General features: G+C 63.6%; 12 protein-coding genes and 1 tRNA gene. 9 read left to right on the top strand and 4 right to left on the bottom strand.

All coding sequences use genetic code 11. The features are described 5' to 3' along the window. The first annotated feature begins 7 nt into the window (after nt 1-7). Nucleotides 8-415: a helix-turn-helix transcriptional regulator gene (locus C0456_RS13100; protein WP_291052817.1), complete on the top strand. Its 408-nt coding sequence runs from the start codon at nt 8-10 to the stop codon at nt 413-415. A gap of 21 nt (nt 416-436) precedes the next feature. Here the strand turns inward: C0456_RS13100 and C0456_RS13095 are convergent, their stop codons facing one another. Then, complete coding sequence (locus C0456_RS13095) at nt 437-1,465, bottom strand: TraB/GumN family protein (protein ID WP_291052815.1); 1,029 nt, start codon at nt 1,463-1,465, stop codon at nt 437-439. 133 nt (nt 1,466-1,598) lie between these two features. Here C0456_RS13095 and C0456_RS13090 point away from each other — a divergent pair. From C0456_RS13090 to C0456_RS13080, 3 genes are all read left to right on the top strand, one after another. After that, nucleotides 1,599-1,675: transfer RNA gene (locus C0456_RS13090), tRNA-Arg, on the top strand. Nucleotides 1,676-1,767: 92 nt separating this feature from the next. After that, entirely contained in the window at nt 1,768-2,538 is a 771-nt protein-coding gene (locus C0456_RS13085; protein WP_291052813.1) for an SDR family oxidoreductase, read from the top strand. Nucleotides 2,539-2,716: 178 nt separating this feature from the next. Beyond that, nucleotides 2,717-3,586, top strand: a complete 870-nt coding sequence (locus C0456_RS13080) for a pirin family protein (protein WP_291052810.1) — start codon at nt 2,717-2,719, stop codon at nt 3,584-3,586. A 44-nt stretch (nt 3,587-3,630) separates the two neighbouring features. On the opposite strand, the gene C0456_RS13075 is transcribed toward C0456_RS13080, so the two are convergent. The 3 genes from C0456_RS13075 to C0456_RS13065 form a co-directional block, all read right to left on the bottom strand. Then, nucleotides 3,631-4,905, bottom strand: a complete 1,275-nt coding sequence (locus tag C0456_RS13075) for a metallophosphoesterase (protein WP_291052807.1) — start codon at nt 4,903-4,905, stop codon at nt 3,631-3,633. 142 nt (nt 4,906-5,047) lie between these two features. Beyond that, nucleotides 5,048-7,822: a TonB-dependent receptor gene (locus tag C0456_RS13070; RefSeq protein WP_291052805.1), complete on the bottom strand. Its 2,775-nt coding sequence runs from the start codon at nt 7,820-7,822 to the stop codon at nt 5,048-5,050. Nucleotides 7,823-8,244: 422 nt separating this feature from the next. Beyond that, nucleotides 8,245-10,089, bottom strand: a complete 1,845-nt coding sequence (locus C0456_RS13065) for a potassium/proton antiporter (protein ID WP_291052803.1) — start codon at nt 10,087-10,089, stop codon at nt 8,245-8,247. A 304-nt stretch (nt 10,090-10,393) separates the two neighbouring features. Between C0456_RS13065 and C0456_RS13060 the strand changes: the two genes are divergently transcribed. From C0456_RS13060 to C0456_RS13040, 5 genes are all read left to right on the top strand, one after another. Beyond that, nucleotides 10,394-11,827, top strand: coding sequence for a TolC family protein (locus C0456_RS13060; protein WP_291052801.1), 1,434 nt, complete (start codon nt 10,394-10,396; stop codon nt 11,825-11,827). A gap of 4 nt (nt 11,828-11,831) precedes the next feature. Next, nucleotides 11,832-12,977: an efflux RND transporter periplasmic adaptor subunit gene (locus C0456_RS13055; protein WP_291052798.1), complete on the top strand. Its 1,146-nt coding sequence runs from the start codon at nt 11,832-11,834 to the stop codon at nt 12,975-12,977. A gap of 4 nt (nt 12,978-12,981) precedes the next feature. Beyond that, the gene (locus tag C0456_RS13050; protein WP_291052796.1) at nt 12,982-16,116 is read left to right on the top strand and encodes an efflux RND transporter permease subunit; all 3,135 of its coding nucleotides are present in this window, start codon (nt 12,982-12,984) and stop codon (nt 16,114-16,116) included. A gap of 127 nt (nt 16,117-16,243) precedes the next feature. Further along, nucleotides 16,244-16,771, top strand: coding sequence for an acyl-CoA thioesterase (locus tag C0456_RS13045; protein WP_291052794.1), 528 nt, complete (start codon nt 16,244-16,246; stop codon nt 16,769-16,771). Then, the coding region (locus C0456_RS13040; protein ID WP_291052792.1) for a nucleoside hydrolase at nt 16,768-17,676 on the top strand (909 nt) is incomplete at its 3' end. The genes C0456_RS13045 and C0456_RS13040, both read left to right, overlap by 4 nt.

Genomic DNA, 17,676 nt, shown 5'->3' with positions numbered 1-17,676 from the left:
TCGCCGCATGTCACGCTTCAAATCCGAACAGCTCACACCGAACCATGTAAAGGCCGCCCGCGCCCTGCTCGGCGTTACCGCCGAAGAACTCGCCAAAGTGCTCGACATCGGCGTCGCAACCCTGCGCAATTTTGAAAGCGGCAAGGATATCAGCGGATCAAGCCGCGAAGAGATCTATAACGGCCTCACCCGGCATGGCGTGCGCTTCAAGGGCGGCGCAACGATCGGGGTCAGCCTTTCGGCGCCCGACCCATGGGCCATCGATCTGAGCGCCCAGTCCTGCCCTGTCTGCGCCCATCCGCTCCCCGCAATCCGCGCCCCAAAGACAGTCGGCCAGGCTCTCTGGGGCGGTTGGACATGCAGCGCATGCGGTAGCACCGTGTCAAAGACCGGCAAGCTGATGCGCAAGGCGTGAAACGGCGCAGGTCGCCGCTGCTCAGGGGCCAGTCACCTCATACCCCTCGGCGCGGAGCATCTCGATCACGCTGTCCTTGCCGGCAAGGTGCCCGGCGCCGACGGCGACCAGAACCGTTCCCGGCTCGTCCAGCATCGCCGTGATCTGGGGCACCCAGCGGGCGTTCCGGTCGGTCATCATCACATCATAGATCGGCTGGGAGCCCAGCATCTCCGGATTGGCCATCAGCACACCGATGCCATGCACATCGCCATCGGCCCACTCCTCGACCAGCAGGTCCAGCGCGCCCGCGCCTTCCCCAATGCCATCGACTGTGGCCATCAGGAAGTCGACCTGTTCGCAATAGCCAAGACCTGCCAGGCCGCCGAGTTGCTGCTCCACTGTCTCCAGGAAGGCAAAACCGGCCCCATGCGCCAGCGCCGCCCGCTCGATCACCTTCTCCACCCCCGATTCCGGATCAAATCCTTCATCCAGCATCTGGGTCACCGAGATATTGACCGCCGCCATCCAGGGCCGGTGAGGCAGCAGGGCTTCAACCGGCAGGCCCACCGTTTCCAGCGCGGCCTTCAGGTCGGCCGTCTCGCTTTCCGAGAGAAAATGGGTCAGCTGTGTCCCGTCAGTGAAAAAGCCCTGCGTAGTGTAGAACTTCATCAGCTCCCGCTGCGCCTCGGGGCTGGTCGTGTCGGCCTCAAACACAATAGTGTCGGCACTCGCGACCGCCGCCTCTATCTCGGGCGACATCCAGTTGAGCTCCGGGCGCAGCAAGTGAACCGTGCCCAGGAAATGGATGGTCGTGTCTTCGTCGCGCAGCGTCCAGAGCGCAGGCGCCCCGCTGCCCCGGCTCGCCCTGGCAGCCTCCAGGGCGGCAGCTTCCAGCTCCGGCCGGACCTGGCGCAGCTCGGCCCGCCTGGACACATCACAGGCTTCCGCCCCCGGCGCGCCGCCTTCCACTGTTGCCTTGGCCTCAGTGTCGGCGGGCTGGCAGGCCACCAGAAAAAGCGCGGCGCAGCCGGCAAGCAGGGATCGGGCAAAAGGCAGCTTCATGGCCATGGAAACCTTTCCAGTGAGGTCATCTATAATTTCCCGGCACCATAGAGAGCCCCTGCCCTGCCCGTCTATGCCCGGCATCAGGCAAAGCCGGTTGCACAGCCCCCCGGCTTCGCCTAAACACCGGCCTCGGCCTGCACCCATAGCTCAGCTGGATAGAGCGTTGCCCTCCGAAGGCAAAGGTCAGAGGTTCAAATCCTCTTGGGTGCGCCAGTTTCCCCCCTTCTGCAGATCCACCCCGCCCATTGGCCGCTGCGCGTTTCCCTCCTAGGGTCGCCTGCAGACACTCAAGGGAAGGAAATATCATGGATCTCGGCCTCAAGGGGAAGAATGCCATCATTCTGGGCGGCACGCGCGGCATTGGCCGGGCGATTGCCGATACACTGGCAAAGGAAGGCGCCAATGTCGCCGTCTGCGCGCGCAATGCCGATCAGGTCACCGCTGCCGTAGCCGAGCTCAAGGCCCTCGGCGTCAATGCCACCGGCGCGTCGGTGGATGTCACTGACGGGGCCGCCCTCAAGGCCTGGATTGCGGCAGCAGCCAGCGAGCTCGGCGGGCTCGACATTCTCATCTCGAACGCCGGCGCCATGGCACAGGGCAATGATGTCGCCGCCTGGGAATCCAACTTCAAGCTGGACGTGCTCGCCGCCGTCAACGCCTTCGAGACGGCTGAGCCCCTGCTTGCTGCGTCCGCAAAAGCTTCTGGCGACGCAGCCTTCGTCATCATCTCGTCGATCTCCGCCGCCATGGCCGACCGGGGCGACTCCTACGGCCCGATCAAGGCCGCCCTGATCCACATGGCCAAGGGCCTCGCCCGCCAACACGCAAAGGCCGGCATCCGGGTCAACGTCGTCTCGCCCGGCATGGTCTTCTTCGAGGGCGGCGTCTGGCACACGGTGAAAACCAATGCGCCGGATTTCTTTGCCCAGGCGAACGCCCGCAACCCCACCGGCCGCTGCGCCACCCCGCAGGAAATCGCCAACGCTGCGGTCTTTCTCGCCAGCCCGGCCTCCTCCTACACCACCGGCGCCAACCTGATCGTGGACGGAGCAGTCTCCAATCGCGTGAATTTCTGATCTGCCGCCGCCACGTCCCGGAAAATGCGCACCTTCAGAGAAGTGTTATGCAGGAACCGCATTATTCTGCGGGCCTGAGAGCCCTTTCATGAGGCGCCTGCATCCCTATCTTCAGGCCAACATGCTGCGCAGGCCAACCTGACCCTTCAGGCTGGCGCAATCACAAGGAGGCCAGCTCATGAGCAAGACAGTTCTCGGCCGCTTCGGCAACAATCAGGGCCACTGGGTCGGCGATGGTTTTCCCGTCCGCTCGCTCTTTTCGTATCACTCGCTCGGCGAGCATGCGAGCCCGTTCCTTCTGCTGGACTATGGCGGCCCCTATGTGTTCGCTCCGACCATGCAGCGGCGCGGCGTTGGCCAGCACCCCCATCGCGGCTTTGAAACCGTCACCATCGTCTATGACGGCGAAGTGGAACACCGCGACTCCGCCGGCAATGGCGGCGTCATCGGGCCCGGCGATGTCCAATGGATGACGGCCGCAGGCGGGATCATTCACGAGGAGTATCACTCGCCGAGCTTTGCCAAGACAGGCGGCCCGTTCAAGATGGTCCAGCTCTGGGTCAATCTTCCGTCCAGGGACAAGATGGCGCCGGCTGGCTATCAGGGTATCGTCTCGTCCGATATTCCGGTTGTGGACCTTCCCGGCCATATGGCCAGGGCGCGGATCATTGCCGGAGAGCTCTACGGCGCCAGGGGGCCGGCCAGAACCTTCACGCCCGTGAATGTCTGGGATGTGCGTCTTGACCGGGATGCGGAGTTTTCCCTCCCCCTGCCCGAAAGCCACACATCGATGCTGGTCGTGCTGAACGGCCACATCACGGTGAACGGCAGTCAGCAGGCCGGAGAGGCCGAAGTGCTGCTGCTCAGGCGGGAAGGCACGGACGTCAAAATCCATGCCGATGGCGACACCACGCTCCTTGTCCTGACAGGCGAGCCTCTGGGGGAACCGATCGTGGGCCATGGCCCCTTCGTGATGAACACGGAGGCCGAAATCCACCAGGCCATTGACGATTTCAACAATGGCCGCTTCGAACGTCTCCCGGCCTGAAAAAAGCCCCCGGATGATCTCCGGGGGCTTATTTCATGTCCGCCTCATTTGCCTGCCAGATGAGACCGGCGTTTGAACGTCAGCGCCGTCTCCTGAATCGGCCGCCCGGACATATCCTCCGGTGTCGAATAGACCCGCACCGTCATGTCTTCTTCATCCAGACCGATATGCATGAAGCCCCACAGCGCGCCCTTCGAGAAGGGATTGGCAAGCCCCGGATTGGCGGCCAGCTGATTGGCCATAAACTTGGGATGCAGCGGGCGGTATTTGGACCCTGCGCCTGAAACCAGCGCCGGCAGCACCGGAGCGCCCGAAACCCCTTCGCTGCGGCAATCATCCGTATACACTTCCATCATGTGATCATCGCCCGAGATATAGGCGTCAGCATACTTGCAGACAGAGTTCATGTAGAGCGCGCGCAGCGAATGGGCCTTTTCGAACTTGGTGCCCCCGCCCGACCATACCGCATGATGCCCGATCACGATCTTCCAGTGCGCCTTTGACGCGGCCAGAGACTCCTCCAGCCATTCGACCATGCGTTTCTCGCCCTCGGTGGCGGGCTTTACGAAATCATCCCACGCTTCCATCTTGCCGGTGCGGACTTCACGGCCCTCAGCATCCAGATTGTTCTTGTGCACCTGCGTGCTTGCCAGCAGCATCTCGGTATCGATTACGAAAATCTCGACAAAGCCTTCCATCCCGGCCGGCACGGCCCGGTAGAAGAAATCCGGCATCGTGAAATTCGGATGCTGCTGGAAATACGCCATCTGCGCCACGGTCGCCTCGCGCGAGACGCGCCAGTCATGATTGCCCATCATGGCGTAGATCGTGAAATTCTCCACGCCCTCCCCCAGCTTCCCATAAGGCCGGTCGAGCATATCCTGGAAGCGCCGCTCATCGGAAATGCCGTCGGCGCCGAGCGTCGCGCCATCGGGATAGATGTTGTCGCCCACCATCGCGGCAAAATCACAGCCGAGCGTGCGGCAGACCTCATCGGCCGCATAGGCCACCGGATACATGCCGCTGGCATCAATATAGCCGCCAATCGCCGATTCAAACACCCAGGGTGTCGGCCGGAAGCCGGTCATGTCGGGATTGCGCTTCAGCCAATCCTCCGCCTGCGCGGCGAGATATTCGCTCAAGGTCCGATGCGGCGCCTCATCTTCGTCAAGACGCTCATAGGACGGAATATAGCCCGTATCCCCCACCACCGCGAAACCGGCGCTGCGCCCCTCTGCACTGGCCGGGCCCGAATGGGCGCAGGCTGCCAGGCTCAGCGCGCCAAGCGCCGTTACAAGGTGTTTATACATGAGTTTCATCCTGTTTGAGTGTCCGGGTGCTTCACCCTCTTTGAAAGCAATTGGCCCCGGCTTTCTGCCGGGGCCAGCTCACTGAATCAAGAGCGCCGTTCCTGCGGCGTCCTGCATTGGGTCATGGTCAGCTGGCTGACCATGTCACGTCTCAGTATTTGAGACGGGCGCCCAGGAAGGCCGTGCGGCCGAACCGTTCACGCTCATATACGCGGCTGGTGGAACCGAAATAGCGCAGACCTTCGGTATCCGTCAGGTTCTTCGCCTCAAGATACATCTCGAATTGCGGCGTGAACTCATAGGACGCCGACAGGTCGAGCTGATCGCGGCCCTGCCAGTAGAGATCCAGCGCCGGGTCGTCCAGATTGAGCGCGTCCACATAGTCGCCGCGATCATTGTAGGAGAGACGGATGTTGGCGCGCTCATTCTCCCAGAAGACGGCAAGGTTGCCGACATAGTCCGACTGGCCTTCCAGCGGGGCCTTCGACCGGCCGCTCGTCGCCGCAGAACCGAGCTTCACTTCCGAATCGGTCAGTGTGACGTTGGCAATGATACCGAACGTACCCGGAACACCGGAGAAATTGAAGTTCTGTGCCCAGTTGAACTCGACCCCGGCAATATAGCCCTCATCCGAGTTGCGCACTTCGATGATCGTCGCAGGCGCCCCTTCGAACACGGCGCCGGTGATCCGGTTGGTGTAGGCAAAGTCTTCCAGCTGCTTGTAGAAGCCGTTCACGGCGATGATGCCGAGATTGGGCAGGTAGTATTCAAGGCCAGCATCGAAATTGTTCGAAAGCGTCGGCTTCAGGTCCGGATTGCCACGGTCGACCGTCAGCGGAGGCGTGTCGCCTGCCGAAATGCGCGCCACCACATCCGGGTAGGACGGACGATTGATGCCGCGCGTCAGAGCGAGGCGGCCGACCAGGTTTTCGCCGAATTCGTGGCGAAGCGTCAGGTTCGGGAAGACCGTCGTATAGTCGTTGGAATTTTCCAGCGGCGTGGCCGTCTCCGTGGCCGTATTGAAGCGGAAGGCCGTCGAGGAGAAGTCGGTCTGCTCAACGCGCAGGCCGGCAATGATGTCCGTGTTGCCATAGGCAAAGTCAGCCATGCCGTAAACGGCCGTAATCGTTTCCTCGGCAGTAAAGTCGGTCTCGATAGACTGGGAAACGCGGCGGTTGCCGTCCGTCAGGAGTCTCGCCTTGATGCTGGCGAGATAGGAGTCAACCGCCTGGCGATCCAGTTTGAAACCGAGGTTGTAGTCAAAATTCTTCGACTGTTCGGCCGACTGAAGCTGCGCCAGTGTCTGGGTAGGAGCCAGGCCGGCGTCGCGCGACCGCCAGCGGTTGTCATCGCGGGTCACTTCCCGGTCGCGATATGCAGCGCCAAACCGGTATTCGGCAGCGTTGCCAAACAGTTCCGACGGCACGGTGAAGTTGACACGCGCGGCCCATTCATCCGTCTTCTGAGCTTCTGCGCGAGTATCCAGCTGGCGGAATGCGAACGCGCCGAAATTCAGGTGCTGGTTGGTGTCGAACAGGGAGATCTGCGGGTTCTTCGCATCGGTATAATCATAGCTGATCGTTGGCCGCTGGCTGGAGCGGAAAAGCAGCTGATCACGCTGAGGATAGGACGATTCCGAGGTGTTGAAGCTCAGCTGGTAGTCAACCGTCATGCCGGAGAAAATGTTCTCCCCGCCCGCCGAGACGGTGGAAATTTCATTTTCAACGGTGCGGTGACGCAGCTCTTTCTCGATGCGCGGGTTCACCCAGGTACCGGTCAGATCAGTATTGCCCGGCTGAAGCGTGCCTTCGCTCAACTGCAGCAGCAGCTGGTTGCGGTACTCGTCGTCTTCAAACTTGGAGTATGATCCGCGCACATAGTATTTCGCAAGATCGGAAGGGCGGAAATCGAAGGCACCGGTGTAGGACTGGCGGGTGCGCTTGGTATCATAATCCTTGAACAGAACCTGCTCGACGGCAAAGCTGCCATCATCCAGGCGGACCCATGCGTTCTCGATATTGTCAAGCGAGCGGTCGGCAACCGAGTAGCTGGCAGAGGCGAGGAAGCCAAACTGCTCGTCACGGCCGAAGGTATTTGAAACGCGGGCCGAGCCTTTATAGTCTGCCTTGCTGTCGATTTCGTTCTGGCTCACGCCGATATCGAGCGAGGCGTGCGGGCCCCGGCGGTCAAAGGCGGACCGCGTCACGAGATTGACCGATCCGGCGATGGAGTCGGCGTCCTGATTGGGCAGCAGCGTCTTGGAAACTTCGATTGCGCTGACGATATCGGACGGGACCGTGTCGAGGTCCACAGCGCGGGTCGTCGCGTTGGGGGAAGCGATGGCAACCCCGTCCACCGTGATGGCCGTGAAATCGGAAGGGGCCCCGCGCAGGTTGATCGTGCGGCCCTCGCCCTGATCGCGTGAAATTGCGAAACCCGGAACCCGCTGCAGCGCTTCGGCGACGTTGTAGTCGGGGAAGCGGCCGATGGCATCGGAAGAAACGATGGAGGTCGTGTTGGAAGCGGTGCGTTGCTGGTTGAGCGCGCGCGCCTGACCGTCAAGAATGGCGCCCTGGACAACCACGCGCTCCAGCTCGCGGGCGTCATCGCCCAGCGTCACGATGATCATCGACGGCGTGCCGGCAACGACATCCACGGCCTTGTCCGCATTCGGAAAACCCATGTATTCGACGCGCACGGTCAGCGGGCCTGCCGGAACCGACGGCAGGGTGAATTCACCCTGGCGATTGGTGGAGGTTGACGTTCCCGTTTCGGCAACGGTGACGCGGGCCCCAGGCAGAGGCGCGCCATTGGCATCCACGACGCGGCCGCCAAGAACTTCCTGCGCCGAAGCCGGCAGAGCAATTGCGCCTGCGGCCAGCAGACCTGACAAAGCTAGAAACGAAACCGAATTGCGCACTGACATGAATGCCCCCTCAAGGCGATGAACCTGGGGCGGGAAATTGCCCCAGTTAACGAGGCGCCGATTAGTGAGGGTGCGCGACGCTTTTATTACATTATTGTCAGGGTTTTGAGACGTAGCGCCGCTGCAACACCCCTCGCCGAATAATGGATCAGCAACAGCCTCGCCGGGCGGGCGCCCGCCTCACCTTTGTTCCCGCTGCCTAAGGGAACCTACCTATGCGAAGGCCAATCCTCTGAAAATAATATACTTTTGACCCAATCCGTCGCCGCACTCAACCGCTCGGAGTAAAGAGAGTGCGATCGAAGAGCGCATCGGCAGAACTCTTACTCAGGAGTTAACATCCGTATACCTACTAATTTTTGTGTAGATTTGAGGCGAAAATATATGGCTTCCGCCAAGGCGTGCTACACGTTCAAGGAGCCTCAGGAATGGCCACTAACATCCTTTGACGGACGGCTCTCGCCGGAGCCGGGGGCCGCGATCTTCGGACGGCGGAAAAAGGCGCCAAGCCGTGCCCCTGCCCGCCGCAGCAAATCGGCGGCCAGCGCCGCCGCGCCGGGGTCTTCCTCGTCGATCACGATGCCGACCGTGGCCACCCCGCCGGCATCGTCAAGCGCGCAGACGACAATATCCACCGCCCCCGCCGACACCCGGTCGCCCACCACGGGATTGCCGCTGAAAGACCGTTCCAGAAACTGTCCGGCCGTGACGCCCTCGCTGGCATCAATGTCCTCCAGCCCATACTGGCGCACAAGGTCAGCCATCCGGGTGGCGCCCTTGACGCGAAACTGTATGTCGGACTCCGTCGTCATTTCATCCCAGGGGCTGGCATAGATCTGGTCCAGCAGACGGATGCGGCGGGCCGAGGCAAAGAGATAGACCTGGTCATTGGCCTGAAGCGGCCCGATTGTGTGGACCGAATAGGAAAGCCCGTCCCGGATCACCATCACCGGCCTTGCCCAGCGGGGCACGCGTTCGCCTCTGGCGATGGCGCTGTCGGGGTGGATCTTGTAGCCGACGAGTTCCATCTCGGTCGCCCCGCGCAGTTCCAGCTCCACCCGGTCTACCAGCCCCTGCTCGGACGGCAGGCTCATCTTCAGAAGCTTCGCCACCGGCTGCAGGGTCCACCCCTGTACCAGCAGCGAGACCAGCACCATCACGAACACGACGTTGAAATAGAAGCTGCCATTCTCGAGGCCCGCCAGCCCCGGCAGGATCGCCAGCAGGATGGAGACAGCCCCCCGCAGGCCGACCCAGCTGGTAAAGGCGGTCTCACGCGACTTGAACTCAAACGGCAGCAGGCAGAGCCATACCGCCACCGGCCGGGCCACAAAGATCAGGACCGCCGAAAGCACCAGCGCCGGAATCAGGATCTGCGGGAACTCCGACGGGGTGGCCAGGAGGCCAAGCGCCAGGAACATGCCGATCTGCGCCAGCCAGGTCATGCCCACCTGAAAGCGCCGCAGCCTCTGGGCAAACCGCACCTTGCGATTTCCGGCCACTACCCCCGCCACATAGGCCGCCAGAAATCCGCTGCCGCCAAACAGGGCGCAGACGGCAAACACGACCAGCGCCGCAGCCAGCCCCGAAATCGGGTAGAGGCCGGGATCCAGGTTCACCAGCTGGTTGAGCAGCCAGGCAATCCCGAAGCCGCCGACGATGCCGAACAGGATGCCGAGGCCCATCTGCTGGATGAAGGTGGTCAGGACTTCAAAGCCGAACAGCGCGCCGGCGCCCGCATTGGCCGCGATCAGCTCGATCAGCAGGATGGTGAGGAAGATCGCCATCGGGTCGTTGGCCCCGGATTCGATCTCGAGGGTCGAGCCGACCTTCTCGCGCAGGCGTATGCCCCCTGCCCTGAGCAGGAAGAACACCGCCGCCGCATCCGTGGACGCCACGATCGATCCCAGCAGGAACGCTTCAAGCCAGCCGATCCCGAACAGGAAATGCGCTGCCCCCCCGGTTACGCCGGCGGTCAGGAGCACCCCGAACGTCGCCAGGCTCAGCGCCGGCGCCGCCGCCACCCGGTAGCTGCGCATCGGTGTCTCGAAACCGCTGTCGAAGAGAATGATCGCCAGCGCCAGCGAGCCAATGAAATAGGCCACCGATCCGCTGTCGAACTCGATGCCCAGAAGTCCGTCTTCGCCCGCAAGCAGGCCGATCCCGAGGAAGACGAGCAGCAGGGGCGCGCCGAAGCGCTGCGACACCAGGCTCGTCAGAGCGGCCAGCGACACCAGCGCTGCGCCGATCAGGATGGCAATGTTCACAGACTCAAACAGCGTCCGGATCTCCTCTTCTGCGTCACGGCGGGCAAAATCTCATTGTAGACGGGCTGCCCCGTAGCTAAGGTTTGGGCAGCTAATACGCTAGAGGCGAAGCGGAATTTCCGCGCGCCAGAGCGTATTTCGCGGCTCGCCCATGCAAAAACATCACGAAAACGTGAGAGCTGCTTAGACGGAATCTTTGGCTTCTTTCGTTTAAGGAAGCGCGCAGCAGGTTAACTGCAAACTGCAGGCCGTTGGCTTGATTGGTAATGTTGTTCGTCTAGTTCGGAATAAGATGGCTGAAAGAATGGTTTCCCGGTACGCGCGCCTGTCTGGCGCGGCGGCGCTCGCGCTCATTATGGCGGGCTGCGCCTCTGTGCCGGAGCGGCCCATTGCCGAAGCGCTCCCGGCGGCCGGAGACGCCTTCCGGGCCGGCGCCAGCGCCGAAGCGGTCAGCGCCGATTGGTGGACAGGCTTTAACGATCCCATCCTGGCCAGTCTGGTGGACGCCGCCCTTGAGGCCTCCCCGGCTCTGCGCGCGGCTGATTTTTCCGTCGCCGAGGCGGAAGCCGCCCTGCGCCTTGCCCTGCTTGGCACCAGCCCGACCGCCACCAGCCGCGCCGGCGTCACCGCCGCCCGCCCCACCGGCAGCGCCGCCGACCGGATCAATGTCAGCGCCACCGGCACCCTCGCCGCCAGCTGGGAATTTGACGCGTTCGGCCGCATCGCCGCCCTTGTAGAAGCTGCCCGGTTCGACACCGCCGCCTCCCGCGAGCTGCGCCGGGACATCGCCGTTACCCTCGCCTCGGAAACTGCGCTGGCCTACATAAACCTCCGCGGCGCCGAAGCCCGGCTGGAAGTCGGCCGCCGCAATGCTCGGACCCAGGAGGAAGGTCTCGACCTTGTCCGCACCCTCGTTGACAATGGCCGCGCCACCCAGCTGGACCTTGAACAGGCCGAATCCCAATATCGCACAACGCTGGCATCCCTGCCCGTCTATGAGGCAGACCGCGAAGCCGCCATCAGCCGCCTGGCCGCGCTGACGGCCGCGCCGGCCAGCGCAGCCGACCCGCTGGTAGAGCAGCTCGCCGCCACGCCCGGCCTTATCCCAGCCCTCAGCACGCCCCTGGCCGCCGGCACCCCCGAAGAGCTGCTCCGCCGCCGCCCCGACATCCGCGTGGCTGAGGCGCAGATCGGCGCTGCCCTGGCGCTCGGGGAAGCCGCCCGCGCCAACCTCTTCCCGCGCATCACGCTCAACGCAAACCTCCTGGGCCTGGTGCGCAATACCGGCGTTGCGCTCAGCGATGAAAGCATCGGCTTCGATTTCGGCCCTGCCATCAGCTGGGCCGGACCGGACCTGCGCGGCGTCTATGCCAATATTGATGCCGCTGACGCCCGCACGGGCCGCCTGGTTGCGAATTATCAGTCTACGGTGCTCGATGCCCTGGCTGATGCCGAGACCGCGCTCACCAATCTTGCCGCCGAAAACCGCCGCACGGCCGATCTTGAAGCCGCGCTCGCCTCGGCCCGCCGCGCCCATGACCTGGCCCGCCTGAGATATCAGGAAGGGCTCGACAGCTACCTCAATGTCCTCGACGCGCAGCGCTCGCTGCTCGACGCGGAAGACCGCCTTGCGGTCAACCGGGCAGAAACCGCCCGGCGCGCCGTCCGCGCTTATCGAAGCCTGGGCGGCATCTGGACCGACGAAGAACTCGCCGCCTTCCGGGCGGGATTAGGATAACCCGATGCTGAAACTCGTCCGCAAGAACCCGTTCAAGACCGCAGGCGCTGCCCTGGCGGCCGTGCTGCTGATCGCGGCCCCCGCCCTCACCCAGCAGCGCGGCGGTGGCCCCGGCGGCCGGGAAGGCGGCCCCCCGCCGAGCAGCGTCTTTGCCGAACCGGCCCGCGAGCAGGTCTTCACCAACCGTGTCGAAGCCATCGGCACGCTCGAGCCCAACGAGCGGGTAGACCTCACCCTCACCGCGTCTGACCGCGTGACGGCCCTCTATTTCGAGGACGGCGACCGCGTGACCAAGGGCAAGACCCTCCTCTCGCTCGCCCAGCGCGAACAGGTTGCCCTTGTCGAGACGGCCGAGGCAGACCTTGCCAAGGCCCGTCAGGATCTTGCCCGCATCGAACCTTTGGCCGAGCGGGGCGCTGTTTCTTCCTCCGAGCTGGATATGGCCCGGCGCAATGTCAGCACCGCCAGTTCCCAGCTGCGCGCCGTGCAATCGCGCCAGAATGACCGCGTCCTGGTGGCGCCCTTTGATGGCGTGCTCGGCTTCCGCCGTGTCAGTGTTGGCTCGCTCATCCGCCCCGGCGATGTCGTCGCCACCCTGATCGACGACAGCGTCATGCGGCTGGAATTCGCCGTCCCCTCCACCTTCATCCGCGTCCTGCGTCCCGGCCTCGAGATTGAAGCCTATACCGGCGACCTGCCCGGCCAGGTCTTCGCCGGCACCGTCGACTCCATCGACAACGCCATCGACCCGGTCACCCGTTCCGTCCGTGTACGTGCCAAGGTGCCCAATCCCTCAGGCATCCTGAAGTCGGGCATGTACATGTCCGTCGGCCTGCAGACCGAGCCGCGCCGCGCCATGTCCGTTCCCGAAGTCGCCCTTCAGCCGCGCGGCCCCGATACCTTCGTCTGGGTCGCCGATTCCAGCGGCCCGCAAACCGTTGCCCGCCGGGTGAAGATCGAACCCGGCCTGCGCCATAACGGCCGGGTAGAGGTCGTCTCCGGCTTGACCCCCGGCCAGATGGTCATCACCGAAGGCGCGCTCCGCGTCCGGGAAGGCGCCCCGGTTGTCATCCTCGATGAAAAAATCCTTCAGCCCTCCCCTGCGGCCCGCAGCGGCGCCGTGAACGGCCCCGCCGTAAACCTGGATTAGGGCGATGATTCTTTCGGACACTTCGGTAAAGCGGCCGGTCTTCGCTTCTGTCCTGTCGATCCTCCTGATCGTCTTTGGCCTCGTGTCCTTTTCGCGGCTGCCGCTGCGGGAGTTTCCCGACATCGACCCGCCGGTCGTCTCGATCAGTGTCAATTATCCCGGCGCCTCGGCTTCGGTTGTTGAAACCCGCATCACCCAGGTCATCGAAGAGCGCATCGCGGGTATCGGCGGCGTCCGCTTCATCAATTCGCGCTCGCGCGATGGCCGCGCCAACATCTCGATCGAGTTTGACGTCAACCGCGACATTGACGCTGCCGCCAATGATGTCCGCGACCGCGTCTCCAGCATAGCCAACCGGCTACCCCCCGAAGCGGATGCGCCCGACGTCCAAAAGGCCGACGCTGACGATGATGTCATTCTCTGGCTGAACTTCGCCAGTGAGCAGATGAGCACGCCGGAACTCACCGACTATGCCAACCGGTTTTTGATCGACCGCTTCTCGGCAATTGACGGCGTTGCCCGTATCCAGGTCGGCGGCGCCCGTGACTATGCCATGCGCGTCTGGCTTGACCGGCGGGCCCTGGCTGCGCGTGGCCTGACCGCCGGAGACGTCGAGCGGGCCCTGCGCGCAGAAAATGTCGAAGCCCCGGCCGGCACGCTGGAATCGGGCGCCGTCAGCTACACGCTCCGCATTGACCGCTCCTTCCGGACCGCTGAGGATTTTGCCAGCCTCGTGATCGCCCAGGGCGAAGGCTATCTCGTCCGCCTCGGGGATGTTGCCCGGGTGGAACGCGGCACCGTGGACGACCGCACGATGTTCCGGGGCAATGGCGAACCGATGGTCGGCCTCGGGATCGTCAAACAGTCGACTGCAAACACCGTTGAAGTTGCCAACGGCGCCAAGGCGCTCGCCGACGAACTCAACGCCACCCTGCCAAATGGCATGCAACTCTACCGCGCCTTTGACAGCTCTGTCTTCATTGAGGCCTCCATCCGCGAGGTATGGACTACGCTCGGCATCGCCGTGGTGCTTGTCACCCTCGTCATCTTCCTCTTCCTCGGCAGCTTCCGCACGACAATCATTCCGGCCATCACAGTCCCGGTTTCGGTGATCGCCACCTTCATCGTGCTCTACAGTCTCGGCTTCACGTTGAACCTGCTCACCCTGCTCGCGCTCGTGCTCGCCATCGGCCTGCTCGTGGATGATGCCATCGTCGTGCTCGAGAACATCCACCGGCGGATGCAGGAAGAAAACGAATCTCCCCTCGTCGCGGCCTTCAATGGGGCCCGCCAGGTCGGCTTCGCGGTCATTGCCACCACCATGGTCCTGATGGCCGTGTTCATTCCCATCACGCTGATGGAGGGCAATACCGGCCGTCTGTTCACGGAATTTGCCGTCACGATTGCCGCTGCTGTCGCATTCTCGAGTCTCGTGGCGCTCACCATGTCGCCGATGCTGGCGTCCAAGATCCTGAAGCCCCACGCCGAGTCCCGCTCCGGCCCCCTCTCCGGCTTCATCCAGGGCATCGACCGCTTCGTTGACAAGGTCCGCAGCGTCTATTCCCGCATCTTTGACTTTTTGGTCCGCCGGCCGATTGCCATCGCGCTCGCCACGCTCGCCATCATGGCTGGCAGCTGGTTCCTCTTCCAGGATCTGGACAGCGAATATGCCCCCCGCGAAGACCGCGGCAGCTTCTTCATGTCGATCCGTGGTCCTGAAGGCGCCTCTTTCGAATATATGGAGCGCTATTTCGACGAGATTGAGCGCCGGCTCCTGCCCTACACCGAATCGGGGGAAATCAGCCGCCTTCTCATCCGTGCCCCAGGCTTTGGTTCCGCCGCCGCCTATAACCAGGGCAACGTCGTGGCCGTTCTGGCAGACTGGGACGAGCGCCGCCCGGCTGACGAGATCATCAACGAGATCAACGGCAAACTGTCCGACCTTCCCGGCATCCGCGGCTTCGCCATGATGCGCCAGGGCCTCGCCGGGGGCGGCGGCAAGCCTGTCCAGTTCGTCATCGGCGGCCCCTCTTATGAGGATCTCGTCGTCTGGCGCGATATCTTCCTCGCCGCCATCGAAGCGGATAATCCCGGCATCGTCGACATCGACTGGGATTACAAGGAAACCCAGCCGCAATACCGTATCCAGATCAATTACGAGCGCGCCGCAGACCTCGGCGTCACGGTCGCCGAAATCGGCACCACGCTGGAAACCATGCTCGGCTCGCGGCGCGTGACCACCTATCTCGACAATGGCGAGGAATATGATGTCATCGTCGAAGGTATCCGCTCGGAGCAGAACACGCCCACCGATGTGCAGAACATCTATGTCCGCTCGGCCCGCTCCGGCGAGCTGATCCCCCTCTCCAGCGTCATCACGCTTCAGCCCTTTGCCGACAGCCCGACGCTTAACCGCTACAACCGCGTGCGCGCCATCACCATCGATGCCGATCTCGCCCCCGGCGTCACCCTCGGCACGGCGCTCGACGGCATGGAGCGTATTGCCCGCGAGGTTCTGCCCACCGAAGCCACGATCGATTTCAAAGGCCAGTCACTGGAGTTCCGCTCAGCCGGCGCCTCCATCGCCTTCGTCTTCGTCATTGGCCTCCTGATCGTCTTCCTGGTCCTCGCCGCCCAGTTTGAAAGCTGGATCCATCCGCTGGTGATCATGCTGTCGGTGCCCGCCACCCTTGCCGGCGGCCTCTTCGGCCTCTGGCTGACAGGGCAGACCCTCAACATCTACACCCAGATCGGCCTCATCATGCTGATTGGGATCGCGGCCAAGAACGGCATTCTGATCGTCGAGTTCGCCAACCAGCTGCGCGACGAGGGCAAGGATTTCGATACCGCCCTGAAGGAAGCCGCCCTCGCGCGCCTGCGCCCCATCCTGATGACCGGCCTCACCACGGCGGCCGGCGCCGTCCCGCTGATCATCACCAGCGGCGCGGGCGCCGAAACGCGCATCGCCATCGGCATCGTGATCCTCTTCGGCTCACTCGCTGCCGTCACCGTGGCCCTGATCGTTGTGCCAACGGCGTACACGCTGCTCGCCCGCCGCACAGGCTCGCCGGGCGATGTGACCCGCAAGCTCGAGGAAGAACTCGCCGCGCCCGCGCCAGCGCCGCATCCGGCAGAGTAAACACCCCGCCCCGCCGGCCCTGCCGCGCTGCGCCTTGCCTTTCCGGCACAGGCTTCGCATAGACATGCCCGCCCCTTGCGCGCTGTTAGGGGCTTGTGAACATCGTCTTGCGTAGAGTTCTTCGGTCATGAACCTCTTTTTCCGGTTCCTTCGGATTTTCCTGCCGGCTTTCTTCAGCCGCGCCCACACGCACCTGATGGACCTGCACATCATCCGCTCGGCCGTCTGGCTGGGCGATCAGGACCCGATGGGCCACATGACCAATTCGCGCTACTCTTCCTTCACTGACCTGGCGATCATGAACTATATGGGCCGCACCGGCGCCCTGAAGGCCTTCCGCAAGCGCGGCTGGCTGCCCGTGATCCAATACGAATCCTTCGCCTATCTGCGCATGCTGCGCTATCCGCAGAAGTTCGAGGTCCACACCCGCCTCACCGGCTGGGAGGGCACCCGCCTCGTCTTCCAGCACAGCTTCATCGCCGCCGATGGCCGCGTTCATGCCGAAAGCACGATGGTCGCCCGCCTCACCGGCCGCAAGAAACTCCGCGTCACCGCCGACATGGCGATGGAAGCCCTCGGCGTCAGCCTGGAAAGCCCCCCGCTCTCCCCCCAGGTCCAGGCCATTCTTGAAGACCTGAAAGCTCGCGCCGCGTGACCAGCCCCCGCCCCCTCCTGATCGACTGTGATCCCGGCATCGACGACGCCGTCATGCTGATCATGGCCCTCGGCTCGCCCAGCCTAGACGTCCGCGCCATCACCACCGTCGCCGGCAATGTCCCCCTGCGCCTCACCAGCCGCAATGCGCGCCTCGTCTGCGAGCGGCTCGGCCGGCCGGACATCCCGGTCTTCGCCGGCTGCCCCCGCCCCCTGCTGCGCGCGCCCGTCACCGCCGAAGACTTCCACGGCGAAAGCGGCATCTACGGCATCGAAATTACCGAGCCAAACGTCCCGCTGAAACCAGACCATGCCGTTGACGAGATCATCCGCCAGCTGAAATTCATGCCCGACGCCAGCCTCACGCTGGTCGTCACCGGCCCGATGACCAACATCGCCTGCGCCCTCGTCATGGCGCCGGAGATCGCCCGCGCCATCGCCGAAATCGTCATCATGGGCGGGGCCGATACCGAAGGCGGCAACATCACGCGCTTTGCCGAATTCAATGTCTTCGCAGACCCCCACGCCGCCGCCATCGTGCTGGACACCGGCATCCCGGCCACGATCCTCAGCCTCGACGCCACCCATCAGGTCCGCGCCACAGAGGATCGCATCGCGCGCCTCGCCGCCATCCCCGGCCAGCGCGCCGCCATGATGGTCTCCCTGCTCAACGCCGCCAACAATCTGGAGGCCCGCGCCCGCCCCGGCACCAAGGTGCCGATGCATGATCCCTCCACCATTGCCTGGCTGATCGCGCCGGAGATGTTCGAAACCGTCCCCGCCCGCATCAGCGTCAATGTAAAACCCGGCAAGGAGTTTGGCCGCACGCGTGTCAAACCGTCGAAGAAAGGCCCCCATCGCTGGGTCACGAAGGTGGATGCCGATGCCTTCTTTGCACGGATCGAA

The organism is Hyphomonas sp., assembly GCF_013823385.1.
Taxonomy (GTDB): Bacteria; Pseudomonadota; Alphaproteobacteria; order Caulobacterales; family Hyphomonadaceae; genus Hyphomonas.
Note: the sequence above shows the minus strand (reverse complement) of the source record. Positions and strands in the feature narration are given on the sequence as shown.

Excerpts from the sequence above, each read along its gene's own strand:
- C0456_RS13045 (WP_291052794.1), top strand. The coding sequence starts at position 16,244 with ATGAACCTCTTTTTCCGGTTCCTTCGGATTTTCCTGCCGGCTTTCTTC.
- C0456_RS13055 (WP_291052798.1), top strand. The coding sequence starts at position 11,832 with ATGCTGAAACTCGTCCGCAAGAACCCGTTCAAGACCGCAGGCGCTGCC.
- C0456_RS13085 (WP_291052813.1), top strand. The coding sequence starts at position 1,768 with ATGGATCTCGGCCTCAAGGGGAAGAATGCCATCATTCTGGGCGGCACG.
- C0456_RS13050 (WP_291052796.1), top strand. The coding sequence starts at position 12,982 with ATGATTCTTTCGGACACTTCGGTAAAGCGGCCGGTCTTCGCTTCTGTC.
- C0456_RS13070 (WP_291052805.1), bottom strand. The coding sequence starts at position 7,822 with ATGTCAGTGCGCAATTCGGTTTCGTTTCTAGCTTTGTCAGGTCTGCTG.
- C0456_RS13095 (WP_291052815.1), bottom strand. The coding sequence starts at position 1,465 with ATGGCCATGAAGCTGCCTTTTGCCCGATCCCTGCTTGCCGGCTGCGCC.
- C0456_RS13060 (WP_291052801.1), top strand. The coding sequence starts at position 10,394 with ATGGTTTCCCGGTACGCGCGCCTGTCTGGCGCGGCGGCGCTCGCGCTC.
- C0456_RS13080 (WP_291052810.1), top strand. The coding sequence starts at position 2,717 with ATGAGCAAGACAGTTCTCGGCCGCTTCGGCAACAATCAGGGCCACTGG.
- C0456_RS13075 (WP_291052807.1), bottom strand. The coding sequence starts at position 4,905 with ATGAAACTCATGTATAAACACCTTGTAACGGCGCTTGGCGCGCTGAGC.
- C0456_RS13100 (WP_291052817.1), top strand. The coding sequence starts at position 8 with ATGTCACGCTTCAAATCCGAACAGCTCACACCGAACCATGTAAAGGCC.